This window comes from Phaeovulum sp. W22_SRMD_FR3 (genome assembly GCF_052113705.1).
Lineage (GTDB): Bacteria > Pseudomonadota > Alphaproteobacteria > Rhodobacterales > Rhodobacteraceae > JBGQOG01.
Window position 1 is genome coordinate 1 of the sequence record NZ_JBGQOG010000029.1, and the last position, 25,031, is coordinate 25,031.

General features: G+C 61.2%; 22 protein-coding genes and 3 pseudogenes. 14 read left to right on the forward strand and 11 right to left on the reverse strand.

The window, feature by feature from the left end; all coding sequences use genetic code 11:
• The first annotated feature begins 151 nt into the window (after window positions 1-151).
• Together ACEN2S_RS21490 and ACEN2S_RS21495 are read left to right on the forward strand one after the other, a co-directional pair.
• Entirely contained in the window at window positions 152-1,117 is a 966-nt protein-coding gene (locus tag ACEN2S_RS21490) for a D-2-hydroxyacid dehydrogenase family protein (protein WP_441870355.1), read from the forward strand.
• On the forward strand, window positions 1,110-2,348 hold the full coding sequence (locus tag ACEN2S_RS21495; protein WP_441870357.1) for an MFS transporter: 1,239 nt from the start codon (window positions 1,110-1,112) through the stop codon (window positions 2,346-2,348). The genes ACEN2S_RS21490 and ACEN2S_RS21495 overlap by 8 nt, the downstream gene beginning before the upstream one ends.
• A gap of 10 nt (window positions 2,349-2,358) precedes the next feature.
• Here ACEN2S_RS21495 and ACEN2S_RS21500 read toward each other — a convergent pair whose 3' ends face one another.
• The gene (locus ACEN2S_RS21500; protein WP_441870359.1) at window positions 2,359-3,264 is read right to left on the reverse strand and encodes a LysR substrate-binding domain-containing protein; all 906 of its coding nucleotides are present in this window, start codon (window positions 3,262-3,264) and stop codon (window positions 2,359-2,361) included.
• A 118-nt stretch (window positions 3,265-3,382) separates the two neighbouring features.
• Here ACEN2S_RS21500 and ACEN2S_RS21505 point away from each other — a divergent pair, with 118 nt between their 5' ends.
• The 6 genes from ACEN2S_RS21505 to ACEN2S_RS21530 all read left to right on the forward strand — a co-directional run bounded on the left by ACEN2S_RS21505 (window position 3,383) and on the right by ACEN2S_RS21530 (window position 10,050).
• Window positions 3,383-3,568 carry a rubredoxin gene (locus tag ACEN2S_RS21505; RefSeq protein ID WP_441870361.1) on the forward strand — a complete coding sequence of 62 codons (186 nt, stop codon included), beginning with the start codon at window positions 3,383-3,385 and terminating at the stop codon, window positions 3,566-3,568.
• A complete protein-coding gene (locus tag ACEN2S_RS21510; RefSeq protein WP_441870363.1) occupies window positions 3,568-4,749 on the forward strand; it encodes an NAD(P)/FAD-dependent oxidoreductase in 1,182 nt (393 codons plus the stop codon). The genes ACEN2S_RS21505 and ACEN2S_RS21510 overlap by 1 nt, the downstream gene beginning before the upstream one ends.
• 24 nt (window positions 4,750-4,773) lie before the next feature.
• The gene (locus ACEN2S_RS21515) at window positions 4,774-5,523 is read left to right on the forward strand and encodes a hypothetical protein (protein WP_441870365.1); all 750 of its coding nucleotides are present in this window, start codon (window positions 4,774-4,776) and stop codon (window positions 5,521-5,523) included.
• Between the two features lies 1 nt (window position 5,524).
• Window positions 5,525-6,250 carry a transporter substrate-binding domain-containing protein gene (locus tag ACEN2S_RS21520; protein WP_441870367.1) on the forward strand — a complete coding sequence of 242 codons (726 nt, stop codon included), beginning with the start codon at window positions 5,525-5,527 and terminating at the stop codon, window positions 6,248-6,250.
• Window positions 6,251-6,453: 203 nt separating this feature from the next.
• On the forward strand, window positions 6,454-8,133 hold the full coding sequence (locus ACEN2S_RS21525) for a carboxylesterase/lipase family protein (protein WP_441870369.1): 1,680 nt from the start codon (window positions 6,454-6,456) through the stop codon (window positions 8,131-8,133).
• Window positions 8,134-8,325: 192 nt separating this feature from the next.
• Window positions 8,326-10,050, forward strand: coding sequence for a carboxylesterase/lipase family protein (locus ACEN2S_RS21530; RefSeq protein ID WP_441870371.1), 1,725 nt, complete (start codon window positions 8,326-8,328; stop codon window positions 10,048-10,050).
• Between the two features lie 1,087 nt (window positions 10,051-11,137).
• Here ACEN2S_RS21530 and ACEN2S_RS21535 read toward each other — a convergent pair.
• The 6 genes from ACEN2S_RS21535 to ACEN2S_RS21560 form a co-directional block, all read right to left on the reverse strand.
• Window positions 11,138-11,434 carry a DUF6525 family protein gene (locus tag ACEN2S_RS21535; protein WP_441870373.1) on the reverse strand — a complete coding sequence of 99 codons (297 nt, stop codon included), beginning with the start codon at window positions 11,432-11,434 and terminating at the stop codon, window positions 11,138-11,140.
• A gap of 11 nt (window positions 11,435-11,445) precedes the next feature.
• Window positions 11,446-12,651: a GTP-binding protein gene (locus tag ACEN2S_RS21540; protein WP_441870375.1), complete on the reverse strand. Its 1,206-nt coding sequence runs from the start codon at window positions 12,649-12,651 to the stop codon at window positions 11,446-11,448.
• Between the two features lie 234 nt (window positions 12,652-12,885).
• A complete protein-coding gene (locus tag ACEN2S_RS21545; RefSeq protein ID WP_441870377.1) occupies window positions 12,886-14,190 on the reverse strand; it encodes a TRAP transporter large permease in 1,305 nt (434 codons plus the stop codon).
• Entirely contained in the window at window positions 14,187-14,705 is a 519-nt protein-coding gene (locus ACEN2S_RS21550) for a TRAP transporter small permease (protein WP_441870379.1), read from the reverse strand. The genes ACEN2S_RS21545 and ACEN2S_RS21550 overlap by 4 nt, the downstream gene beginning before the upstream one ends.
• Window positions 14,702-15,688: a TRAP transporter substrate-binding protein gene (locus ACEN2S_RS21555; protein ID WP_441870381.1), complete on the reverse strand. Its 987-nt coding sequence runs from the start codon at window positions 15,686-15,688 to the stop codon at window positions 14,702-14,704. The genes ACEN2S_RS21550 and ACEN2S_RS21555 overlap by 4 nt, the downstream gene beginning before the upstream one ends.
• A gap of 350 nt (window positions 15,689-16,038) precedes the next feature.
• Window positions 16,039-17,223, reverse strand: a complete 1,185-nt coding sequence (locus ACEN2S_RS21560; protein WP_441870383.1) for a LysR family transcriptional regulator — start codon at window positions 17,221-17,223, stop codon at window positions 16,039-16,041.
• Window positions 17,224-17,396: 173 nt separating this feature from the next.
• Between ACEN2S_RS21560 and ACEN2S_RS21565 the strand changes: the two genes are divergently transcribed.
• From ACEN2S_RS21565 to ACEN2S_RS21580, 4 genes are all read left to right on the forward strand, one after another.
• Complete coding sequence (locus ACEN2S_RS21565; protein WP_441870385.1) at window positions 17,397-18,131, forward strand: PIG-L deacetylase family protein; 735 nt, start codon at window positions 17,397-17,399, stop codon at window positions 18,129-18,131.
• A gap of 187 nt (window positions 18,132-18,318) precedes the next feature.
• Window positions 18,319-19,287 carry a VOC family protein gene (locus ACEN2S_RS21570; RefSeq protein ID WP_441870387.1) on the forward strand — a complete coding sequence of 323 codons (969 nt, stop codon included), beginning with the start codon at window positions 18,319-18,321 and terminating at the stop codon, window positions 19,285-19,287.
• 2 nt (window positions 19,288-19,289) lie between these two features.
• Entirely contained in the window at window positions 19,290-19,961 is a 672-nt protein-coding gene (locus ACEN2S_RS21575) for a 4-carboxy-4-hydroxy-2-oxoadipate aldolase/oxaloacetate decarboxylase (protein ID WP_441870389.1), read from the forward strand.
• A complete protein-coding gene (locus ACEN2S_RS21580) occupies window positions 19,954-21,030 on the forward strand; it encodes a 4-oxalomesaconate tautomerase (RefSeq protein ID WP_441870391.1) in 1,077 nt (358 codons plus the stop codon). The genes ACEN2S_RS21575 and ACEN2S_RS21580 overlap by 8 nt, the downstream gene beginning before the upstream one ends.
• A 64-nt stretch (window positions 21,031-21,094) precedes the next feature.
• Here ACEN2S_RS21580 and ACEN2S_RS21585 read toward each other — a convergent pair whose 3' ends face one another.
• Window positions 21,095-21,229: a 2-oxoadipate dioxygenase/decarboxylase family protein gene (locus ACEN2S_RS21585; protein WP_441870411.1), complete on the reverse strand. Its 135-nt coding sequence runs from the start codon at window positions 21,227-21,229 to the stop codon at window positions 21,095-21,097.
• A 478-nt stretch (window positions 21,230-21,707) separates the two neighbouring features.
• On the opposite strand from ACEN2S_RS21585, the pseudogene ACEN2S_RS21590 reads away from it, so the two are divergent.
• Window positions 21,708-22,112 (forward strand): annotated as a pseudogene (locus tag ACEN2S_RS21590) (helix-turn-helix domain-containing protein); the annotation flags it as partial.
• Between the two features lie 186 nt (window positions 22,113-22,298).
• Window positions 22,299-22,421 (forward strand): annotated as a pseudogene (locus tag ACEN2S_RS21595) (helix-turn-helix domain-containing protein); the annotation flags it as partial.
• Between the two features lie 55 nt (window positions 22,422-22,476).
• Here the strand turns inward: ACEN2S_RS21595 and ACEN2S_RS21600 are convergent.
• The 3 genes and pseudogenes from ACEN2S_RS21600 to ACEN2S_RS21610 form a co-directional block, all read right to left on the reverse strand.
• Window positions 22,477-22,644, reverse strand: a pseudogene (locus ACEN2S_RS21600) (IS5/IS1182 family transposase); the annotation flags it as partial.
• A 132-nt stretch (window positions 22,645-22,776) separates the two neighbouring features.
• Window positions 22,777-23,256, reverse strand: a complete 480-nt coding sequence (locus ACEN2S_RS21605) for a Mov34/MPN/PAD-1 family protein (RefSeq protein ID WP_441870393.1) — start codon at window positions 23,254-23,256, stop codon at window positions 22,777-22,779.
• On the reverse strand, window positions 23,253-25,016 hold the full coding sequence (locus tag ACEN2S_RS21610; protein WP_441870395.1) for a ThiF family adenylyltransferase: 1,764 nt from the start codon (window positions 25,014-25,016) through the stop codon (window positions 23,253-23,255). The genes ACEN2S_RS21605 and ACEN2S_RS21610 overlap by 4 nt, the downstream gene beginning before the upstream one ends.
• Window positions 25,017-25,031 lie beyond the last annotated feature (15 nt).

Below are 25,031 nucleotides of genomic sequence, written 5' to 3' on the forward strand. Positions count from 1 at the left end.
TTTGGGGGGGGGGGGGGGGGGGGGGGGGGGGGGGGGGGGGGGGGGGGGGGGGGGGGGGTGCTTTTTTTCCCCCTTGTGTCTTGCTTTGGGGGGTGGGGGTGTGGTGTTCTTTTTTCCCCCCCGCTTTCCTCATGCGTGATCGGCCATTCTCATGAAAATCGCTCTTTTGGATGACTACCTCGGCAGCGCGCTCAGCAGCGCTGATTTTACACCCCTTGCGGGGCGGGCGGAAATTTCCGTGATCGGCCGCCCCCTGCCGCAGCTTGAAGATGCCATCGCAACACTCGCGCCGTTTGACATCTTATGCACCTTGCGGGAGCGTACCCCTTTTCCCCGGGCTCTGATCGAGGCGCTGCCCAATCTGCGCTATTTGTGTGTGACCGGGAAAAGATACGACACCGTTGATCTGGATGCCTGCCGGGATCGGGGGGTGATCGTCTCAAATACACCGGTTTCGGGCGCCGGAGCGGGGGCGGTTACCGAGCTGACATGGGGGATCATTCTCTCGCTTGCCCGCAAAATCTCGGCTGAGGACCGGTTGATGCGTACGGGGGGCTGGCAGCATTTCCTTGGCAACACCCTGCGGGGCAAGCGATTGGGGATCGTCGGCCTTGGCGGGTTGGGCACGGATGTCGCGCGGATTGGCCAGGCCTTTGGCATGGAGGTGATTGCCTGGTCACCGCATCTGACCGATGAGCGCGCCCGGGCGGCAGGTGTCACGCGGGTGGATAAGCAGGCGCTTTTTTCCTCGGCCGATGTCGTCACGCTGCACCTCGCGCTTGCCGAAACCACACGCGGGATCGTCGGCGCGCCGGAAATCGGCGCGATGAAGCGCACCGCCTGGCTGGTGAACACCGCCCGCGCCGGGTTGCTGGATGAGGATGCCCTGCTCCATGCGCTTCAGCACGGGCATATTGCGGGGGCCGGTCTTGACGTCTATTCGGTCGAGCCCTTACCGGAATTCCATGCCTTGCGACAACTTTCCAATGTCGTTCTGACGCCACATCTGGGGTACTTTACGCAGGAAATGCTGAGCGCATATTACAGTTACGCGGTGGAAAACATGTCCTCATTCCTTGATGGAGCGCCAATCAGAGTGGTCAGTGGGAATGGGTGAAAGGCGGGGCATATCCGCCACGCTTCACCTTCTGCTGCACAGCCAGTTCGGCATTTTCCTCGGGGGGAATGGCCTGTCGCTGATCGGATCCTGGATGCAGCGGATCGCCTGCAGCTGGCTGATCTGGGATTGGACCGGATCCGCCTTTTGGCTGGGAATTTTGGCGGCGGGCGACATGCTGCCGGTGGTTGTGATTGGCCCTTTCGCGGGGGTTGCCGCGGACCGGTGGGACCGGCGCAAACAGAACATGTTGGCGCAAATCATCTCGGCATGTCTTGCAATCCTGATGGCGGTGCTGCTCGCGCTGGGCCATCTGGGGCTCTATGGGCTGGTCATTCTGGTGACCCTGCAAGGCACGCTGACGGCCGCCATTCAACCCGCGCGGCTGGCCATGGTCCAGCAGATGGTCCCGCGCGAGGAGATGGGGTCGGCGGTGGCGCTCAATTCGGTGAACGTGAATTTGGCGCGGTTGCTGGGGCCTGCCGTCGCCGGGGTGATGATCCTGCGCTTTGACATCGTCTGGATCTTTGTGGCGAATGCCGCCGTGACGTTTCTGTTCGTTCTGGTGCTGGCGCGGTTGCGCCTCACCCCCCAGCAAGGACGCGGCACCTCACGCTCTTTTCTGCGCGATATGAACGAGGGTTTTGCCTATATCGTGCACAGCCCGCCACTTCGGCTCATTCTCTTTGCGATGCTCTGCGGCGGGGCCTGTGTGCGGGCGATCCTGGAGCTGATCCCGGCGATTGCTGCGGGGATTTACGGAGGCGGCACGGCCACCGGCCTTGCACTGCTGACCGGCGCCGCAGCGGTTGGCGCGGTGGTCTCGGGGTTGACGATGGGACGCACCCGGCCCGAGCGGCTGTTCTACGGTGTCCTTTTTTGGTGGAGCCTTGGTGCGATTGCCAGCGCGGCGCTGTCCCAGACGAGCCTCTCGGTTCTGGCCATGCTTGCGGCAGCCGTCCTGGGCGCGTCGATCACACGGGGGTTGATTTCTACGCAGACCTTTGTGCAATTGACGACGCCCGACAGGCTGCGGGGCAGGGTACTCAGCGTGCATGGGCTGATTGCACGCGGAAGTCCGGCGCTGGGCGCGCTGATGATCGGCTATGCGGTGGATCAGGTTGGGCTGGGTGCCGTGATCACCATCTCATCGATTCTGCTTTTGGCGGCGATGCTTGCGCTGGTCCCCGTGGCCCGGCGGGCTGCCGGTCTCATTCAGGAAGTTGCCTGAGGGTGGCCCGTCATGTGCGCAGCGTTTCGAGGCAGAGATCACGCAAGATACGAAATGCCGTATCGTGCAGCCGGTTGTTGAGGCGGCGCATGCGCAACACAATCTGCACCTTGAGGATGAGTTCCGGATCGACAATCCGGCGCGTGCGCAGGCCAGCGGCAGCCGCGATCGTGCGGCGCCCTCTCAGCGAGGCGACAGAGCGGCCGATGCCGTCGCTGATCAGTTCGAAGGTGGTGTCCAGGCTGTCCAGCTCACATTCCACCAACAGCTTGCGACCCTCACGCGCCAATGCGGTTTCGAGCATTTCCCGGATACGGTTCGGTCTGCTGGTGATGATCAGCGGCATCTCGGCCAGCTCCATCACGGGGATGGGTGGTCCTTGTGTGTCGGTTTCACCCTCAGGCAGTTGTTCGTACAGATGCAGCCGTTCTTCAAACAGGTCATGAATCTCGAGCATCGAATTGTTGGGGGCATCAAAAAGAACCGCCATGTCGATGCGTCCGGAGACGAGCCATTCCTGCAACTGGGTAGAGCGGCCGGTCAGGATGTGCACCTTGGCATCCGGCAATTCCGACAAAAGCTTGCGAATGAGCGATGTGTTGACAATCCCCGCCAGCGACCCTGGCATGCCGATGGCAATAGATCCCGTCCGGCCCAGCCGCGCATTCTCCATATCTTCATAGGCACGCTCATACAGCGCCAACATGGACCGCGCGTGACCCAGCAGCCGGTCACCGGCTTCTGTGGTGGTGACACCGCGTCCGTTTCTGATCAGCAGCCGCTCTTTCAGCTCGATTTCAAGGCCGTTGATTTGGCGGCTGAGCGCGGATTGGGCGATGTGCAGAAAGGCAGCCGCCCGGCTGAAACTGCCGAGTTCGACCACGCGGACAAAATAGGTGAGCTGACGGATATCCATGCGTTTTGTCCAAAGAGAGAAATGCCGAAACGGCATAACTGATACAACGCTATCGCCAATGGTAATAGTGCGGTCGGGTCCGTAAGGTCAAATGGAAAACGAGACGGAGGAAAAACCTATGGCGAATGAGACCGGCTGGCGGGTGTGGGAATGTGTGCTCTGCGGCTGGCGCTACGACGAAGCCGAGGGTGATCCTGACGGTGGCGTCGCGCCGGGAACCCGGTGGGAGGAGGTTCCGGAGGACTGGGTATGCCCGGAATGCGGTGCCCGGAAATCTGAGTTCGACATGCAGGTCATTGGGTGATGGCGACGTCTGAAACAGAGACCATCGTGATCATCGGCGCGTCTCATGCTGGTGTCACGCTGGCCGCGGAATTGCGCGCGGCAGGTTCTGCGCGACCCATCACTATTGTGGGCGAAGAAAGCGGTCTTCCCTATCACCGCCCGCATTTGTCCAAGGATGCCCTGAGCGAAGGCGGCGCGCCGGGAGCGCTGCGGCCCGCGGCATTTTACGCGGACAAAGCCATTACGCTGCACCACGGCAAAGTCGCTTCAATTGACCGGGAGGCGCGGCTGCTTCACCTCACCTCCGGCGATTATCTGGGCTATCACACCTTGGTTCTGGCAACAGGTGCCCGGGCGCGTGAGCTGCCCGCCTCAATACCCGGTGGGGAAGCCGCGCTGTTGCTGCGCGACCGCAATGATTGGCAGCGGCTCAGCACGCGTTTGGACGCCGCAGAACAGATCGTCGTGATCGGCGCCGGGCTGATTGGTCTGGAAGTTGCCGCGGCCGTTCGGGCACGCGGCATTCAGACTGTTGTTTGCGAAAATGCCGGGCGGATCATGGCGCGCAGCCTCTATCCCATACTCGCCGAGCAGGTTTGCATGCGGCATCGGGCGGCAGGGATCGACATTCGGCTTTCGACCTCTGTCAAAGCGATCACCCCGACGGGCGTGCAGCTTGGCTCGGGGGCCGATATTCCTGCGGATTTGGTGCTCGCTGCCGTGGGCAGCCAAGCGCGTGATGCGTTGGCGCGCGATGCAGGACTGGACTGCGAAGACGGGGTCCTTGTGGATGCTCGGGGGGCCTGCCGGGACCCCGCGATCTTCGCCCTTGGCGATTGCGCGCGCTGGGGCGCGGTCGGCGCAGGGTTGCGGCATGAGAGTGTCGCCGCGACCCAATGGCAGGCGAAATGTGTCGCCGCCGCAATTGTGGGTCAGGTGCCGCCCGCTCCCAGCGCTCTGCGCTTGTGGTCCAATCAGGGCGCGATGCGCATCCAGATGAGCGGTGAGATGCTGGAGGGGGCGCAGGTTGTAAAACAGGAACCGGAAACCGGCGGCACACTTTACTATGCCTTTTCCGGCGGAAAACTCGTCGGCGTGCAGGCGATTGATGCTGCGCGCCCCTTTGCCAGCGCGGTGGCGCGTCTGGGTGCGCCAGAAAGCGCATTCGAAGATTTACACTGCCCCGTCCGGGCGCAGTGACACGACAGGTCAGGGAGATCAGCAATGCAAATCGTATCTTATGCCGAAAAGGAACCGGGCCGCTTTAAGCGGGGCCGGGGCTGGAAGGTCAATCTCTTTGGTCAGAATTCTGATGTTCCGGGCAAAGCACTGCAGGCTTTCCGCATTGATATGAGTGCCAATATGGAGCTGGACAGCCACTTCCACATTGTCGACCAGTTTCAGGTTTTTATCGGGGGCAGCGGGTGCATTGGCCGTGACCGCACCGACATGATTACCGTGCATTACGCCGATCACCACACTGGGTATGGCCCGCTGATTGCCGATGCGAATGGGATGTCCTACCTGACCCTGCGCCCCAAGACCGATGCGGGGCTGGTGAAACTGTCGACCCCCAATGTCCGCGAGCAGCTCAGGCCGACCAAGCGGCGTCACCGCGTCTCCTCCCAGATCATTCCGGCGATCCCGCCGGTCCTGCAGGCACGCGAAGAGCTGTCGATGGAAACCGTGGTTGAGGCGAAGCCGGGGGATGATGGGATGACCGTCACGGTCGTGCGGATGGGGCCTGACATGCAGGTTCCGGCTCCCGCGACAGACGGGACCGGCGGCTATTATGTGATCGTGATGAATGGCAGCCTGGTTCATGAGGGGCACACCTATGAGCCGTGGTCCTTGATGTGGGTGGCACATACGGAGAGCGCGCCGCTCCTGACGGCGGGCGCGCAAGGGCTTGAAGCGTTGATCACGGTCTTCCCGGTCTGGGACGAATGGATGGCGCAGGTGGGCGAGGATTGAGATGTCGGTGTCGGATGCCCTGCGCGCGGAATATGCGCCAAGCGGTGTGCTGCGCGTCGCCCTGAACCACGGAAACCGTGTTTTGGTGGGCCGTGATGGCGTGGGTAATGCCCGCGGCATTACGGTGGATCTCGCGCATGCACTGGCGCAGGCGCTGGACCTTCCACTCGCTTTTGTGGAGAAAGAGCGGGCGGTGGATGTCGCGGCTTCTGCCGCGCATGACACATGGGATATCTGCTTTCTTGCGGTGGATCCCACGCGGGCTGAGGTCATCGACTTTACGCATCCCTATGTGCGGATAGAGGGGAGCTATCTCCTTGGTGCCGGGCATGTAGTCGCCGATGCCGGGGCGCTCGTCGCCTCCGGGCTGCCGGTGGCCACGGTGGAGGGCAGCGCCTATTCCCTGCATTTGGCGCGACAGTCCGGCGCAGAGGCTTTGGTCGTGGTGCCGGATCTTTCTGCGGCGCTGGCGGCGCTTGATGCGGGCGAGGTTGCGGCAATTGCCGGCATCCGGCAGCCCTTGCAACACGAGGCTGACAAGCGTCCCGGGACGCGTGTCCTTGAGCCGCCGTTCATGGAAATTCGTCAGGCGATGGGGATGTCGTCGGGGCGTCTGGACGCGATGGCCCATCTCTCTGGCTTTCTGGCAGAGATGGCGCGCACGGGACGGCTGGGTGAAATTCTAATGAAGCATGGCGTTTCTGCCAGTTGCGCCGTCATCCCGTGATGGGCCGGATGGGCACAGATGCGGCGATGCCAAATCGGCATAGCTGATACCTGACACGGCAATATTCCCGCGCACTCTGATCTGTGGTGCACTCGCCGTGGTTGTGGTGCGCGGTCGGGCCGCCAACGCGGAGGTAGCGGGCGTCACACGCATTTTTGAAGGTGGGCATTTCATGTGCCCGGCCTTCGCCGAGGGAGGATTACATGGACGTTAAACAAGACTGGCCGGCCCGCATCCGCGCGGCGGGCACTGCGGCGCTGTGCCTGAGCGTTGGCATTCTGCTTCTGGGGCATACCACGGCGCAGGCGGATCCGATCAGCACGGCGCAGGTCACGGGTGGCATGGTACAGGGCGCCGCCAGCGATACACCGGGTGTCGTCCAATTTTTGGGTATTCCCTATGCGGGCAATGTTGGCGGTGAAAACCGCTGGAAACCCGCGCCGCCGGTCACCCCTTGGGAGGGGGTCTTGCAGGCCGACACATGGGGGGATCAGATCCTGCAGGATCAGCCGAACAGTTTCAGCGATGCGCCTGCCACCGATAACGGGTTGAATGTCTCGGTCTGGACCCCGGCCGAGACCACGGAGGCTCGGTTGCCGGTTTACATGCTGATCCATGGCGGCGCCAATCGTGTCGGCGCCAGTGCGATGAAGGATCTCTATCCGGCGGCTTTGGCCGCCAAGGGCGTTGTTGTGGTGTCGGTTCAGTATCGCCTCGGCGCACCTGCCTGGCTCTCGCTGCCCGAGATGGCGACAGAAAATCCGGGTGGCCCCCGCGGTAACTTCGGCGTGCTCGACCTGGTGGATGCGCTGAAATGGATCAAGGCCAATGCCACCGCGTTTGGCGGTGACCCGGACAAAGTAACGATCGGGGGCCAATCCGCTGGGGGCGAAAATACCGTGGCGCTTTTGCGCACGCCCTTGGCCAAGGGACTTTTCCAGCGTGCCTTCATCCAGTCCAGCTTTACCGGGTTCCTGCCGGGTAAAGTGGTCGGCTATGATGAGAAATCCGTCCAGAACCAAGAGGCAATCACCAAGACCTTCGGCAAGGAGATGACCTTGGCCGAATTGCGCGCGATCCCAGCGGAAACCTGGCTTGCCCCTTGGAAAGACGGCAAGGCTTCGCTCTATGGCGTGCTTGCGGGGGCGGTGGCCACGAACCAGTTTTACACGGTGGACGATTATGCCTTTACGGCGGATTCGGTCAACTTGCTGCAGCCGGGGGATTTTGACGGTTTGGACATCATCATCGGGCAGACGGCAGACGAATACACCGGCCTGCGCCCGCGTGATCTGCAAATGACCGAAGATGAGCAGCATGAAGCAATGCTCTCGGCGATCCGTCCGCATCAGGCTGGCAATGTGGATGAGGCGGTCTTTCCGCTCTACCGCACAGACGATCCGGTTGAGGCCTATCGCCTCTCGCTGCGGATGCTGAATGACTACATGTTCAACTATGTCAAAGTCGGTGCCGAATATGCCAAGGCGCATTCGGATGCGAACGTCTATCTCTACTATTTTGACCAATGGCCGCCGGGCAAGGATCAGGGGTTTGCGCGCGCATACCATGCCGCCGACAACTGGTATTTCAATGGGGCATTGCGCGAGGGGGACACCGATCAGCGGCCCTGGACCGATCCTGATCTGGCGATGAAAGATATGGCGATGTCCTATCTCGCCAATTTCATAAAGACCGGGGATCCAAACGGCAACACTGTGCCGCATTGGGATCAGGTCAGCGCTGACACCGGCGGGCAGTTCCTGCGGCTGTTCGATGGGCAGGCCGAGATGCGGCGCGAAACGCTCTATCCCAGCCGTGATCGCTATTTACGCGCGCAGGTCCTTAAAGGGATCGACATGACAGAAGGCGACTTGCGCCCCTGACGCTTGCACCGGGCAGCGGCGATGCGGCTTCCCGGTGCTCAGGTTTGACCAGCCCGCTGGCGTGACGAGACCGGGCGGATTCCGGCCCCGGCGCGGGCGAAACGTCAGGGGGAGTAAGAGGCCTGAGGTGGGTCTGATGCGCCTTCGGCGACCGGTCTGCACGATGAAATGACAAGAAAAGGAGGAGTTTCTATGTCTGTTCCCCCTAAATCCGGCACGAGGTCGGCGTGGTCGGTTAAGACCGGCACTACGCTGCCTGCGGCCTTTGCCGTGCTGATGGCCGTGGGTGCGCTGACGCCTGGCAGCGCGCTGGCGCAAACCGGCGGCGCCACGGCTGAACCGACCTTGGGCGTCGTGACGGTAACCGGCGGCCAAGTGCGCGGCATCTCCACCGATGTCGAAGGCGTGACGCTGTTCAAGGGCCTGCATTATGCCGGGCCCTCGGATGGGCCTGCGCGTTTCGCAGCGCCGACGCCGGTTCTGCCCTGGGAGGGTGTGAAAGCGGCGGACAGCTGGCCGGATCGCTCGATGCAATGGTCCGGGATCAACCCGACGGGTGAGTTCTGGGGCGACGAGTTCTACTACGATCCGGCGGTTCTTCCCCCGATCAGCGAGAATGGGGCCGCGCTGAATATCTTCACGCCCGCGCAATCTGGCGAGGCGAAGTTGCCGGTCTATGTCTGGATCCACGGCGGGGCGAATGCGCATGGCTATGGATCTGAGATGGAGTTCTGGGCCTCGAAACTGGCCGAGAAAGGTATTGTCGTTGTGACGGCGCAATATCGGTTGGGCATCTTTGGGGAACTGGCGCTGAGCGAGATCACCGCCGAGAGTCCGGAGGGCTATTCCGGCAACCAGCGGGATCAGGATCTGATCGCGGCGCTGCAATGGGTCCGTGACAACATCGCCCAGTTCGGTGGAGATCCGGCGACGGTGACAATCGGCGGTCAATCGGCAGGGTCGCGCAACGTCTACAGTCTGATGCGGGCAGCCCCTGCGAAGGGCTTGTTCCGGCGGGCGGTGATGGAATCCACTTTCCGGATTGGTCCGGCCGACGAAGTGCCCGCGGCCGAAGCCGAGGCGAAAAATGCCGCCGCCATCGAGGCCTTGTTCGGCAAACCCATGAGCCTTGCAGATCTGCGTGCGCTTCCGGCGGAGCGGTTCTTTGAGCCCGTCAGTGATACTGACGATCGGTTGCTTTATTACGCGCTGCGCAGCACGACCAACGGCGATACGATTGATGGCAAGATGATCACCGCCGAGTCGGTTGACCTCATGCGCGATGGGGCGCTTGACGGGATCGACATTCTGACCGGTGCCAATGCGGATGAGCGGACCTCGCTGCAAGGTGGGCCCGAGAAAACCATGCCCCTGACGGAGTATGCATCATGGATGGAAGGTCGGTATGGTGCGGAATGGCAGGCGGCCTATCCTGCAGGGGACCCGATGCAGGCCTATCGTCTGCAATTGCGTGCGGGCGCAGACGAAGTTCTGGCAGAAGCGATGATTTCTGCCCGCTATGCCAAGGCGCATAACAAGGACAACAATGTCTGGGTTTATGCCTTCGACAACGGTCCTCCGGGACGGGACGCAGAATTCTACGGTTCCTTTCACTCCTCGGACCTGTGGTATTTCTTCAACTCCCTGCGCAAGGACGAGGGCCAGCGGCCGTGGACGGAAAAAGACTTCCGGATGGCGGAAACGATGTCCTCCTATCTGGCGAATTTCGTGAAGACTGGAAATCCGAATGGCGAAGGGTTGCCGGAATGGAAGCAGCCGGTCAATGGACCTGCGATGATGCGCTTTAACGACGGACATGCCTATCCGGTCCCAACCACGCCCTATCCATTGCGCGACGATTTGAATCGCGGATTGGTTTTGAAACGGTATGGGCTTGATGCCGATGCCCTGAACTAAGGCCGGACAAGAAGCCGACAGTCCCGCGCGGTGTTTGGCAGCATCGCGCGGGCCGGAATACTTAGGCGATGACCCTCTGCACCCGCTGGGCGTGCCTGAAGTCTACGGTCTGCCCCGAGTGCAGGCGGGGGCGCGGTTCGCTGTGCGTCCCCTTGGAGGTGGTTTCGCTTTTGTGGCGGAACTCTCCTGGTTACATGTCAACGATGTTCGGTCGGCTCGCGAACAGCCATGGGATCGTATTGATGTTGCGACACGTTGAGGTGCTGCAAGCGCAAGCAGCATGTGCCAGGCGGGTCTTGTGCCAGCATAGTGTGAGGGGGCATTGCGAGGATCGTGTGGTGCCGGGATCGCGCCCTGCTGCGGTCTGTGTCGTCCCCCTCAGAACCAAAGATGACATGAAGCGTAACCGCCGTCGGCGCGCTGTTTCGGACCGCGCGTCGGGTGGTGAAGTGATGCAATAGATGATCTGGAGACATGTACACTCACCCGCCCATCCGGGCACAGGTTGACCGGGGAGCCAACGCCGTGCCGCTTGCCTTTTCGCCTCTGCAACGAGGAGAGGCTCTGTCTGTGGGACCCACCCGGAGCGACGATGTCATAAAAACAACCGAAACATGGCCGGTCATCTGATCCTCGTTTTCTTGAAGCCCTCGGGCGCCCCGGGGTTCGGGGGATGCAGAACGGTGTTCAGCCTTGATCCGTTCACGAGGGAAGCGCGGTGGCGTGCGGCCGCATCCTTGGTGCACGGCAGAGATGATGGCCTTTCACGCAGAGCAACCCGGCCCTTGAAAGGCTCAGCAGGGATTTTGCGCCGCAAGGCGGTGTGGCGTGCCAGCTTTTTCGTTTGCATGGAACAAGGCGGTGAGCAACGAGAAGCTTTCCTCTGATGCCGCACGCGCCAAATCTGCCATCGTGGTGGCCACCTGGCTGGTGATCGGCAGCCCCGTCACCTGAAATGCCGTTGCTACATGCACGCGGCGATCTGGACCCCTGGCGACTGGGACGATCCGATTGTGGTACGACGCACCGTCTCGGCGGTACGCGACAGCCGGGGCCCGTGCGAGGGGGCCGCGGCTGCCAGCGGCCCCTATGCCGGAGCTGTGCGTGATGTAGTGCTTTCGGGGGACAGATAACCCCAGATCCGGGCCTCGTCCCGCTCCAGACGCCGCTGTTCGAGCGCCGCTTGCGCCGCTTGCGCCGCCTGAGCGTCGCCGCGTGCGTCGCGGATCGCCCGTGACCAGATGCAGCGGACAGAGGCCGGGCTCCAGAGCAATACCGACGCCGCCAACCAATGGCGCAGGTCAGCCGGAAGCGCGTCATAGGCACGCATTGGATCGCCGCGGGACCGGCGCTTCAACGAGGTGGCAAGGTTACGGCGTGCCATCAGGGACTGCCTCATTCCGCCCGCGTGCTGCGCCACGCCGGAAACGGGTCCGGCAGGTTGGCCCAGAGGGTGGGGGTGAAGGTGCTGGTGGGCATCAGCGCGTCATCCAGCCGGGCCCGCAGGGCCGCCTCATCCATGCCCGCGCCGATGAACACCAGCTCCTGACGGCGATCTCCCCAAGGCTCGTGCCACTTTCCCGCCACTTCGTCCAATGCCTCAGGATGGGTCGGCCAATGCTCCCTGGCCACGCTCGCCCACCAGCCGCCCAGCGGGGTGACCGAGGATACCGCCCCTGCCAGCGAAAATTCGGCCACCCAATTCGGGCGCGAGGCCAGCCAGAAATGCCCTTTGGCGCGGATCACGCCGGGCAGGTCACCGTTCAGCACCGCATGGAATTTCTCGGGGTGAAACGGCGCGCGGGCGCGGTAGACAAACGAGGATATCCCGTATTCCTCGGTCTCGGGGATGTGATGGGCAAAGCCATAGAGCTCCTTGGCCCAGTAGGGGTGTTCATGCGCCCGGTCAAAGTCGAAAAGGCCGGTGTCAAAGATCGCGCGGGGGTCCACGCGCGCGTGATCCGTTTCGATCAGCCGCGCATCGGGGTTCAGCGCCCGGATGATTTTGCGCGCGGCATCGCAGCGCGCGGGCCCGGCGTCCATGGTCTTGTTCAGCACCACCACATCGGCAAATTCGATCTGCTCGGTCAGGAGGTTGACCAGCGTGCGGGTATCCTCTGCGCCCAAACTCTCGCCCCGGTCGGCCAGGAAATCATGGCTGGCAAAATCGTTGAGCAGATTGATCGCATCCACCACCGTCACCATCGTGTCGAGCCGCGCCACGTCGGACAGGCTGGCCCCGTCCGCATCGCGGAAATCAAAGGTGGCGGCCACCGGCAGCGGTTCGGCAATGCCCGTTGATTCAATGAGCAGATAGTCAAAGCGCCCCTCTTGCGACAGGTTGCGGACCTGTTCGAGCAGATCCCCGCGCAGGGTGCAGCAGATGCGCCCGTTTGACATCTCGACCAGTTTCTCCTCGGCGCGCGACAGTTCCGCCCCCTCGCGGATCAGGTCGGCGTCGATGTTCACCTCGGACATGTCGTTGACGATCACCGCCACGCGGCGGCCCTCGCGGTTGTTGAGGACATGGTTGAGAAGCGTTGTCTTTCCGGCACCCAGAAAGCCGGACAGAACGGTGACGGGGAGGCGGTGGTCGGACATGCGAGTCTCGGGCATGCGAATTTATGTTATGTTATCGTATAATAATTTTCTAACATGATGTGCCGCCGGGAAACAAGTGGCGCGAATGCCCGCAGGCAGACTGGAGCGAAAGAGGCGTATGCGCCGGGAAAGCTGCGGGGTGCTGCGGCCGGTATGATGTCGGCGGCGCGCGGATCAGGCGGGATGTTTCGGCCCAATCCGCGTCGCGAATGGTGCCGCAATGTCGGGACAGGCTCAGCCGAACATCGCTTGCGGGATGAAGAGCGCGATTTGCGGGAAAAGGATGATCAGCAACAGGCCGATGAGCATGGCCAGCAAGAATGGCAACACGCCGCGGAATACGGTGGCCATCGGCACATCGCCCGCGATCCCCTTGACCACAAAAACATTGAGGCCGACGGGCGGGGTAATCATTCCCATCTCAATCACGATCACGGCGACCACACCGAACCAGATCGGATCAAAGCCGAGCATCTGAATCACCGGAAACACGATGGGCACCGTCACCACCAGCATCGAGAGCCCGTCGAGAAACATCCCCAGCACGACATAGGCCAGAATGATCACCGTCAGCGTGCCATAGGCGCCAAAGCCGAGCCCGTTCAGGACCTGACCCAAAACTTCGGGAATATGGGTGACCGCCAGAAACGGGTTCAGCACATTGGCGCCAATCACCACCGTATACAGCATGGCAGAGGTCTTGACGGTTTCCAGCAGGGCAGACCACAGGGCGGCGGCGGGCAGGACGCGGCGGGCCAGCGCCAGCAAAATCACCAGCCCCGCCCCGACCGCCGAGGCTTCGACGGGGGTGAACACCCCGGCATAGATGCCGCCGATGGAAACCCCGATGATCGCCAGCAACGGGATGGCACGGCCGAGCAGCACAAAACGCTGGCCAAGGCTGACCGCTTCGCCGCGCGGGCCGGCTTTGGGGTCAAGGGCGGCAATGATCCAGACGGTGGCCATGAACAGCGCCATCAGCATGATCCCGGGCAGGATGCCCGCCATGAAGAGTTTCCCCACCGATTCCTCGGTCAGAATGGCGTAGAGCACAAAGCCGGTTGAGGGCGGAATGAGAAAGCCCAGCGTGCCGCCTGCGGCAATCGCGCCGGTGGCCAGCCCATCCCCATAGCCGAGGCGGCGCATCTCGGGCAGGGCGACTTTACCGATGGTCACCGCGGTGGCGACGGATGAGCCGGAGACGGCAGAGAACACCGCGCAGCCCAGAACCGAGGCTGAGGCGAGGCCGCCGCGAAACCGCCCGACCCAGGCGAAAGCCGCGTCATAGAGGGCGCGGGAAAAGCCCGCCGCCGAGGCGACATTGCCCAGCAGAATGAACATCGGCACGACGATCAGCGCATAGTTCGACACCGCGCCGTAGCTTTCGGTCAGCACAACCGCGCCTGCGGCACGGTTGCCTTCCAGGATCCACAGGCCGAAAAAGCCGACGATCATCATGGCGAAGGCCACGGGCGTGCGCAGGATCATCAGTGCAAACAGGGCACCGATGCCGAGGAGGCCAATGGTGACGGGTGTCATGGGCGGACCTTTTGAAGGAGGAGGACGACAAGCTGCGCCAGCAAGATCAACACGCAGAGCGCCATGCCCGCGGCGATAAAGGCATAGAAGGGCCAGAGCGGCAGGTTCAGCATATTTGTTGCATCACCGAATTCCCGCGCGTCGAGCGCTTTGAGGGCCGCGCGCTGTACCAGAACGGCCAGCACGACGCCGGACAAAATACGCGATTGAATGTCGCCGATATAGCGGCCCGCGGCCCCAATCGCCTCATCCAGAACATCCACGCCGACATGGCCGTTTTGCGCGGTGCAATAGGGCAGGGCAAGCATCACAACTGCCACCGAGGCCAGCTGCACGATTTCATTCACCCCAAGGATCGGTGTCGCCAGCAGATAGCGGAAGATGACCGAAACGAAGACCAGCGCCAGCATCAGCACCAGACTGACCGCGGAAACCGCAGCCAGCAGGAGCGTTGCCCGGTGCATGACCCGGTCGAGTGCGCTCGGCCGGGGGGCAAGGAGGGGCGCGTCGCTCATTCCGATTTCAGCGCCGTGACAATGGCTTGCGGGTCCGAACCCTCAACCTTGGTTTCCGCAATCACCGTCTCGACCACGGCTTTTGACAGGACGTTGAAGGCAGCCGCTTCTTCGGCAGTCAGGTGGATGACCTCTTTGCCCGCCATGGCTGCGAAGGATGCGATGCCGTTCTCTGCCACGGCCAGCTGCACTTTATTGCCATCAAACGAGGCTTGCTTGCCGGCGGCGTCAATGGCGGCTTTTTCGGCCTCCGACAGATCGGCATAGACGTCTTTGTTCATCACGATGAAGAAGGGTGAGATGGTCGTGTCCATGCCCATCGTGATGTAATTGGCCACCTCGGACAGTTTGAAGGCGCCGACGGCGGTGCCGTCAATCATCGCGCCGTCGATCACGCCGGTTTGCAGGGCATTATACACCTCGGACACTGGCATTGAGACTGGTGCGCCGCCCCAGACTTCCACCTGCAGGCCCGCGTTGCGCGACGGCACGCGGATCTTCAACCCGGCCAGATCGGCGGGGGTGCGCACGGCTTTGTCGCGGGTGAACAGCAGGTTCGGCGCGCTGGACCACAGCGAGACCAGATGCGCGCGTTTGTATTCAGGCTGGAAGAGGTCGATGTGATCCCAGATGTCCTGCGTGCCATGGGTTTCGGTGATCACACCGGGCAGCTCGGTCAGCAATGTCAGGGGGAAGTTCGACGCCGTGTAGCCCGGAAGGCTGATCGCCAGTTCGGCAACGCCATCGACGACGCGCGAATATTGATCCACCGGGCCCGCTCCCAATTCGCCACCATTATAGAGCTTCACCGTCACCCCGCCATTGGTTTTGGCGCCCACAGCATCGGCAAAGGGCTGAAACGCACCCGCCACATAGGGATGCGTCGGCGCCATGAAATTGGCGAATTTCAGTTCATCCGCCATCGCGGATGCCCCCAGCACAGCGGCCATGACGGCACCGGCTGCAACAGAACGTGCAAACATATCTCTTCCTCCCTTGGCCGGATCCCTGGGATCCTGATTGGCATCAGAGCATCGGTGTTCATGCGGCGAGATCGGGTATCGCCCGTGCGCGCACAGGGCGGCATCGACCTGGTCTCCCTGACCCGGTCCCGCCCCATGGCCCGCATGCGGCCCCGGTGCCAGCCTGCCGTTTTCCCCCGCGGACCACCGCAGGCTCCGGATGACGGATCGGCGGCCTCTTCCGCAACATGAACAATCTGCTCTTTTCAGTGACGCCGGTGACTAAAAGCTGCCCGACGCCGACCGGCCGAACCTTTCCTGTCTCACGCTGATTGGCGAATTGAATTGCGGCGACGCCCTATAATTTTTAGCTATAGGTTGTGCCCGCCAGATTGTTTCTTGCGAATTTCGTCGAGCAGTACATTCTGGGCCGGCGTCGGCACCCAGCCCTTGCGGAATGTCAGCCCGATCGGTCGCGCGGACTGTTCAATGGCAAAGGGCAGCGCGGCAACCAGATGACGTCCGATTTCCCGGATCGCCTGAAGCCGTGAGATGCAGGCCAGATGGTCGCTTTCGGCCAGCATTTCGCGCATCAGGATCACCGAACCGGTTTCGATGATGCTTTCAGGCGGGGGCACTCCCGCCCGTTGAAACAAGAGATCGAATTGCGCGCGGGTCGGGGTGCCACTGCGGGGCACCAGCCAGGGGTAGCGGCGCAGGGCCTCAACGGTCAGCGGTGTCTGGCGCAGCACCGGATGATCTGCCCCGGAGAGCAGCACCAAGGTGTCGTCAAACAGCGCCTCTTGCTCCACATCGTCGATGGGCTGCGGGTTGCGCAAAGCCCCGATCAAAAAATCGATCTCGCCGCGCCGCAAGCCGCCCAGTAATTCTTCGTAGGGACCGTCGATCACGCTGATGGACTGGGTCGGGCGCAGGCGCCGGAAGGCGGTCAGCGCATGCGGCAGGATGTGCGACCGCGAGAGCGGCAAGGCCCCGATGACAATTTCGCCGACTTCGCGACCGGCAAGTTCGCCCAGCTCGGCATTGGCCTGATCGAGTTCGACAAAGGCCAGTTTGACCGCGCGGGCCAGGGCCAGGCAGCGACGCGTTGGGGTGATGCCATAGGGCGTGCGTTGAAAGAGCGGGCGCCCGGCCTCATGCTCCAGCTGGCTGATCGCGCGATGGACGGTTGGTTGCGCAACACCCAGCCGCCGCGCCGCCAGTGAAAAATTCTGTGCTTCGCTCGCTGCAACCAGCGCCAGCAGCTGCGGCCGTGTCGCCGTGAGTGTCAGGCGCGGGGAAACATCGGTCAGCGCCTGATCCAGCAATCCGATCGCGCGCGCGACCCGTGCGCGGAGCATGGCACCGGCATCGGTCAGGAAAAACCCCTGCGGTGTCCGGTTGAACAGCGGCGTGCCCGCGGCCTGCTCCAATTTACCAATTGATTGCGTCACGGCCGGTTGCGAAACAAAGCAGCGTGCGGCCGCAACCGTCGCCGATCCGCAACTGGATAGAGCCAAAAAAACGCGTAAATGCCGTAGGTTGGGGCCAATCATTGCTGCTCTTTCGGATCCTGCTCAGTCAGGGAAGGTGCCTGTTTCTGCCGCCATTCTACATCCGCAGTCAAGATGCCGTATAGCATGAAATTATGACTGACGCCGATTTCCAATTTCCCTTTTTTCGGTATTCGGTGTGACTTTAGGGCGAAGTTGAGTTGGAGGAGGATCCGATGTCGGAACAAAAGACCGCCCTGGTCATCAGCGCACATGCTGCAGATTTCGTCTGGCGTTGTGGCGGGGCGATCGCCCTGCACGCCGAAATGGGCTATAAAGTTACCGTTGCTTGTCTTTCGTTCGGCGAGCGGGGCGAGAGCGCCAAATTGTGGAAGAACCCCGGCATGACCTTGCAGCAGGTCAAAGATGCCCGCCTTGCGGAATCGGAAAAAGCCGCCAAAGCGCTGGGTGTGCATGATCTGATCTGCCTGGATCTGGGCGACTACCCGCTGCATCTGGATCAGGCCGACAAGTTCAAGCTGGTGGATGTGATCCGCGACGTGCAACCCGCGTTCATGCTGTCGCATTCGCAATATGATCCCTACAACACCGACCATATGTATGCGACGCAGGTGGCGCTGGAGTGTCGGATGATTGCGCAGGCCTGGGGCCACAATCCGGGCCAAAAGGTTCTGGGCGCGCCACAGCTTTATTTGTTTGAGCCGCATCAGACCGAACAGATGGGCTGGAAACCGGACACTTTCCTCGACATCACCTCCGTCTGGGACAAAAAGCGCGCGGCCATCGAATGTATGGAAGGGCAAGAGCACCTGTGGGAGTTCTACACCCGTGTCGCTGAAAATCGCGCCAACCATTTCATGCGCAATTCGGGCGGCCAGTCCGGCGGTCGCAAGGCGAAATACGCCGAAGGCTTCCAGTCGATCTTCCCGCGGACGGTTGACGAGCTGTGAGCCAAACCGGGCCGGTGGCAGGTCGTCGGCCCCCGCCGTCCAGCACCGCGCGGTGCTGGACGCCGTCAGTCTCGGACCGGCGCCGCGCGCGAACGGCGCTCTGCCCGAGCAAGTTGCCGCGTCCCTCGGGACAGCGGCGGGTCCCGGCAGGCATGTTGCCACCGGGCCATTTCGGGAGGGACCTCGCGTGACCGAACCTTGCTTTGACATCGCCCATCTCGCTCATGTCGAGATGTACACCGATAAATTCGACGAAAGCCTCGACTTCTTCGTCAATGTCTATGGCCTGACTGTCAGTGGGCAGGACGCGCATTCCGCCTATCTGCGCGCCTGGGATGATTATGAATTTCATACGCTCAAGCTGACGCGTCATCACACCACGGGCGTGGGCCACATCGCCTATCGCGCCTCATCGCCCGCCGCTTTGGCGCGTCGGGTGGCGGCGATCGAGGCGTCTGATTTCAAAGTCATCGGCTGGGTCGCGGGCGATCCGGGCCATGGCCGCGCCTTTCGCTTTGAAGACCCCTTTGGGCATGTGTTTGAAATCTATTACGACACAGTGAAATACGCAGCGCCCGCGAATGAAAGGCCTCAGCTGAAGAACCTCGCGCAGCGCTTTCACGCGCGCGGCGCGCATCCGCGCAGGCTTGATCACCTCAACCTGCTCTCGGCGGATGTGACCGAGTTCCGGCGCTTCATGGAAACCTGTCTCGGCGCACGGGTGACCGAGATGATCCAGCTCGACAATGGCCGTCTGGGCGGATGCTGGTTCACGGTGAACAACAAAACCTATGATCTGGCCTGTACTGAGGAGCATGGCGGCGCCAGCGCGCGCCTGCACCACGTTACCTATGCCACCGACACCCGCGAAGAGATTTTGCGCGCCGCCGATATTTTTTTGGAAAACGGCGTGCACATCGAAACCGGGCCGCACAAGCACGCCATTCAAGGCACCTTCTTCCTCTATGTCTGGGAGCCTGCGGGCAACCGGGTTGAACTGGCCAATTCCGGTGCGCGGCTGATCCTCGCGCCCGATTGGGAGCCGGTGGTCTGGACCGAGACTGACCGCAAAAAGGGGCAGGCCTGGGGGCTGAAAACCATCGAATCCTTTCACACCCATGGCACGCCGCCGGTGGCGGGCAAGCAGGAGCATTAAGCATGGCTGTCGTTGTTCAAAATATTCCCCGGGCGGATGCCGCCACCATCGCGGGCCTCGCGACAGCCGGTGTGGCAACGGTACATGAAGCGCAAGGCCGGATCGGCTGCCTCGCGTCCTACATGCGCCCGATCTACAGCGGGTCCCGCATCGCGGGTTCTGCGGTGACCATTTCGGCACCCCCGGGCGACAACTGGATGTTGCATGTGGCGATTGAGCAGTTGCAGGCGGGGGATATTCTCGTTCTGGCGCCCAACTCGCCTTGCGATAACGGCTATTTCGGGGATCTGCTGGCCACCTCGGCGATGGCGCGGGGCTGTCAGGGGCTGGTGATTGACGCAGGCGTGCGCGACATTCGCGACCTGAAGGAAATGGGGTTTCCGGTTTGGTCAAAGGCGGTGTCGGCGCAGGGCACGGTGAAGGAGACGCTGGGCTCGGTCAACGTGCCCATCGTCTGCGCGGGGGCGATGATTGACGCGGGTGATATCATCGTGGCGGATGATGACGGGGTTTGCGTCGTCAAATACGCGGATGCCGAGGCGGTATTGGCGGCGGCGCGCCTGCGGATGGACGCGGAAGAGGGCAAGCGGCGGCGGCTGGCCTCGGGCGAACTTGGCCTCGACATCTATGCGATGCGCGACAAGCTGGCGGCGAAAGGGTTGAAATATGTCTGAGGATCTCCGCCCCGGCGCTGAGGGCATTCCCTGTCTCTGGATGCGGGGCGGTACCTCGAAAGGGGCGTATTTTCTGGCCTCTGATCTGCCGTCGGACCCTGCGCTGCGCGATGATCTGTTGCTGCGGATCATGGGCAGCCCGGACCCGCAGCAGATCGACGGGATCGGCGGCGCGGACCCGCTGACCTCAAAAGTGGCGGTGCTGGCGCCGTCGTCACGCCCCGATGCCGACGTCGACTATCTCTTCTTGCAGGTCTTTGTCGATCAGGCACTGGTCTCAGACGCGCAGGGCTGCGGAAACATTCTGGCGGGGGTTGGCCCCGCCGCGATTGAGCGTGGACTGGTGCCGGTGACGGGTGCGCAAACCCCGGTGCGGATCCATATGCTGAACACCGGCGAGATCGCCCTGGCGCGGATTGCCACGCCGCAGGGGCGCGTCAGCTATAGGGGGGCGGCAGCGATTGACGGCGTGCCGGGACAGGCCGCCGCGGTGCCGCTGATGTTTCAGAACATCGCAGGTTCGATGTGCGGTGCTTTGTTGCCGACGGGGAATGCCGTGGATGTGGTGCAGGGGGTCGCCTGCACGCTGATCGACAATGGCATGCCCATTGTGCTGATGGCGGCGGCGGATTTTGGCATCACGGGCCGCGAGACCCGCGCAGATCTGGAGGCCAATGCCGATCTGAAAGCCCGGCTGGAGGCGATCCGGCTGGAGGTAGGGCCGATGATGAATTTGGGGGACGTGGCTGCAAAATCAGTGCCGAAAATGACATTGGTTTCGGCACCGACATCCGGAGGGGCGATTTCGACGCGCAGCTTTATCCCTCACCGCTGTCACGCGACCATCGGCGTTTTTGCGGCGGTTTCGGTTGCCACGGCCTGCACTTTGCCGGGCTCGCCCGCCGCGGCGCTGGCGATGATGCCGCACGATGGCCGCTTTTTGGTTGAGCATCCGACTGGCGGCGCAGAGGTGCTGATTGAACAGGATGCGGCGGGGGAGGTTGTCGGCGCGGGCATACTGCGCACGGCACGCAAATTGTTTGATGGCCGGGTTTTTCCCCGCGATTAAAGCGCTTGGGATTGCCTGCCGCTCCTCGTGCTTTAGTTGAACCAAGCTTGGCGAGATGTCATCGTCAGGCCTCGTCTGCATTAGCGGCAGGGAGCAGACGAGAGGCGAATATGCGAAACGGGTTCGCGTTCAGTTTGGCGTCCTCTGGCGGTCGAAAAGCAGTGGACTGTACGGGGTTCCTCGCTCGACAGGTCGGAATAGCTCACTGGATACATGCCCATCACGACAAAGACGTAGGCATGTTGTAAGCTGCTGCACAGCGCCAATCCGGATAACTCTGCGGCGCTCTTCCGAGATGCTCGCCATGTCGCGCGGCCCGTAAAGGTACTGCCGCGCTGTGGGTTCGGCACCGAGCGACGCGCGGTTATCCTCCTGCACCAGCCTGTGCAGCGTGTCGTGGGAAACAGCGTTCCGCTTATGTGTAGGTCGAGATGTGGCATAGGCGTCGCGTCTCCGTTAGCATTAGACCTGAGGCGACTTTTGGATTTGCGCGGCTAGAACCCAGTCTCTGCGTTGAGCCGATCTAATTTTGGCTAGAGATCAAGTGGTACAGGCGCAGTGAATTTACATAACTATCATTACAGGGGAATTTTTTGTAGCCGCAAAGTTAAACTGTCCCACATCTGCAAATTAGAAGTGTCACACTTCCCCTGTGCCTTACAGGACTGGAGTGGACCGTGGGATTGGTGTTGATGAGTGAGCGAGATCTGAACCGGGTCGAGATTTTGAGCCAGGTTGTGCAAGGCCGCATGACAGCATCGAATGCGGCGAACCTGCTGGCGTTGAGCCGAAGGCAGGTGCAACGCTTGCTAAAGAGCTTTCGAACGGAAGGCCCGGCCTCGATCCGGCACAAAGCGCGAGGCCGAGCGTCGAACAAACGGATCGACCCGGCGGTGCGCGCTTTGGCAGTGACGTTGGTGCAGAAACAGTATGCCGACTTCGGACCGACGCTGGCGACCGAGAAGCTTGCCGAGGACCATGGCCTGAAGGTGTCTCGGGAGATGCTGCGCAAGTGGATGCAAGAAGCTGGGATATGGCTTTCGCGAAAGCAGCGTCGCACGTTTCACCACCCGCGCAGCCGGTCAGGGCTTCGATGCGTGAGGTCTCCGCCCTGCCCGGCTGCGCTCACGGCGAGCCAGGTGGGACATTTCTGCTTTGCAAACCACGCGACATTTCAACTTGGTTGCAACAATTTTCTGATGGCGGTCACATTCTAATCTGGGTTGCGACAAATCCCCTATCTTGCTGGAAAGCAAGGAGATCGGAAGATGGCCCACACTGAGTTGAGTTTGCGCGAACGACGCACGATCGAGGACATGTTGAGCGCCAAGATACCTGTGACCGAAATCGCGGTTGAGATCGGCCGGCATCGTGCGACAGTGTATCGCAAGAGGCTTTGTTGCGAAAATCGGGTGAGGGGCAGACTTCCCCTTACCCCGAACAGACTCATCCTACCGGCTCTGTAACGGGTATGCCAAGAACGATGTAGCGGTTGAGCACAGCGACGCGGACCTGGATTTCCGCGACCTGGCGATTAAAGTCTCGGGCCATCAGGGATTGGCCCAAGAGTTTGATGCAGTTCATCTTGCTCTCAACGTGGCTCCTGCGGTGATAGCTGAGAAGAACTGCCTAAGAAACACCCAAAGCGTTCCTCGGCCCATCTCGGTCACTCAACCTGGCCTAAACATGCTGCGTTGCGGCATGCCAGGCCGGAGCTTCGCTGCACCCAGAAAGTCGGGTGGAGTGCTAGGTTTCGCGCTCTGCATTCAAGGCAGACCATGCGTTGGCCTCATGAAGTGACACATGCAATCCCTTGGGAAACTCTGCTGTGCCGACGATCACCATTAAGAATGCATTCAAATCATGCTTCGAGCGAACGAAAAGGTCGGCCATTGATGAGAGGTCGGTGCCAGACGGAGCTGGAACTGCTTGAGGGTGCGTGTGCCAATCTCCGAGGTAGTGCAACCCAGACTTATGTAGCTTGCTGATTTCAAGTCGTTCCGCAAAGCGATCGGCGACAAAAAAGAACCTTCCACGTCGATCGGAAACTCTTGGACCGGTCGCACGCTTAAGCTTTACTGACTGGCCTTCAACTACCCCAAATAGCTGACCGCCAGATTCAGGCATCTTCGGATCCGACTGTCGCCATTTAACAAAGTGATCGACAACATTCTGTTCTAGCACCAGAACTTGCCCGCTCTCTCCAATGGGATAGCGAATACTCATGATCCTCCGCAAAAAGCACAATCATCCTTTTGCCTCCACTCAAATTTCCTCGTTCCGCCGAACTCCGGAACGTCAGTAAAGTAATTTAAGAAGTCCGGACTGAAGCGCCCTCCTTGCTCGGCAATTTCTTCCTTCGAAGCCCAGTAAACGGCCTCGGTCCCGGGGGGCACCTCACCAAGCAGTGCCTTCATAGCGGCCTTAGCTACTAAGGCCGCTACGCCTGACAACGATACTGGCCCATATGGTTGAAAACTGGCTCCGCAGTGGGGCTGTTTACGCGTCGTCTCGGTGTCCCACTCACACACTGGTTGTAGTGCCTTCCCGAAATGGTCCATGCCGCAAGCAAAACATGGGCCGTTGGAGCCGATCAACACGGCGTGTCCTGCAACAGAAAACGGCTCTGCCCACCCGTAGAGCACAGGGGGCAAACCCCCTTTGTTCCTAGCCACTTGGTTAAGCCTGCCTTCAGCCACCCAGCTGCCAACCGTGGACACGATCAAATCGGTATTCTGGAAAACGTCAGAACGTTTGCCGTAGACCGATTGCCAGTCCTCGGCAAAGGGCTTGATCGAGCGCATATGCGGGAAGTCACCAGCCAATTTTTCTGCAAGCGACTTGGCTTTAGACGTCCAGACTTGCCTGACCCCGAGCATATGACGTCCAACATTGGGATAGTCCAGAAGTTCCGGGTCGACCAATGTGATCGAGCCAACACCCGTCTTGGCCAGTAGCAGAGCAACCTCGCTTCCCAATGACCCCACGCCGATCATCAGAACACGCTTGTCAAACAAAGGGGCGACTGTCGGGGTGTCACGCCCATGTATCCACGATGCGTCCGCGCGCATAGTCTTGTGGCGCTCAACCTTGTTCCCCCCGAACAGCCGCTGCATTCGGATATGGGGCGGTACCTTTCCAGCCCGAAAGCCCTTCTGCACCATGTCTGGGCGTCGCCCGGCTTCCATACCCTGTTTGACAGGAGGCGTCACTTCGACGCCGAAAAACACCGGCCCATCATCCGTGCGCCCCTCGAAGGAAACGGTGAACTTGTCATCCGCGGTTGCAGCCGCATCTTTCAGAAGTTCTACGGATTCTGGTGCCAGCTCCCGCAAAAAGCGTAGAATCGCGGACCCGGACCTCGGGTATTCAGAAGGCAGAATGGGCCTATTGAGGGCGATGTGCGTCGCGGTGTTGAAATTGTAGTCCTTCTTGTTCCCCGGAAAACGGCTGCGAAGCCAACTTTCCAAGGCTGTGTGGTCATCCGCTAGAAAGTAGTCACCTGTACTGCACCACAGGGACACCCGACGAGAGGGTCCGCCGGGTGATAGGAGGCTGATGATGTTTTTGCCCCCATCAGTTTTGCTCCAATAAGAATCGAACTCGTCTGTGAAATCATTGATAAAATCGTCGTCGTATGAAGCGACGATCAAACGAGTAGCTTCTTTGATGGCGTCCCATATTAACCCCTTGGGGTTCAAAGGATTGTGCTCTGTACCCGGTGGGTAAAGGCAAAATGCACCGTCTTTTTCGATGTGCGGATACTGCAAAAACTGAAATTTCTCGGTGCAGTACACGTGCGGCTTTGTCCACGGGAAATCTTGCGAGAGCACCACTTGCAGATCAAAGCGGTCAGCTTGATGCTCAAACGGGACAACCCATCCGTGGATTGGGTCCTTGGCCTCGTAGCGAGACAATTCACCCTGTGTTAGGTCTCGCGCATTCGGACATTTTGCGAGCACCCAGCGGGATAACTCAGCTATCATGAGGTCGGTAGGTTC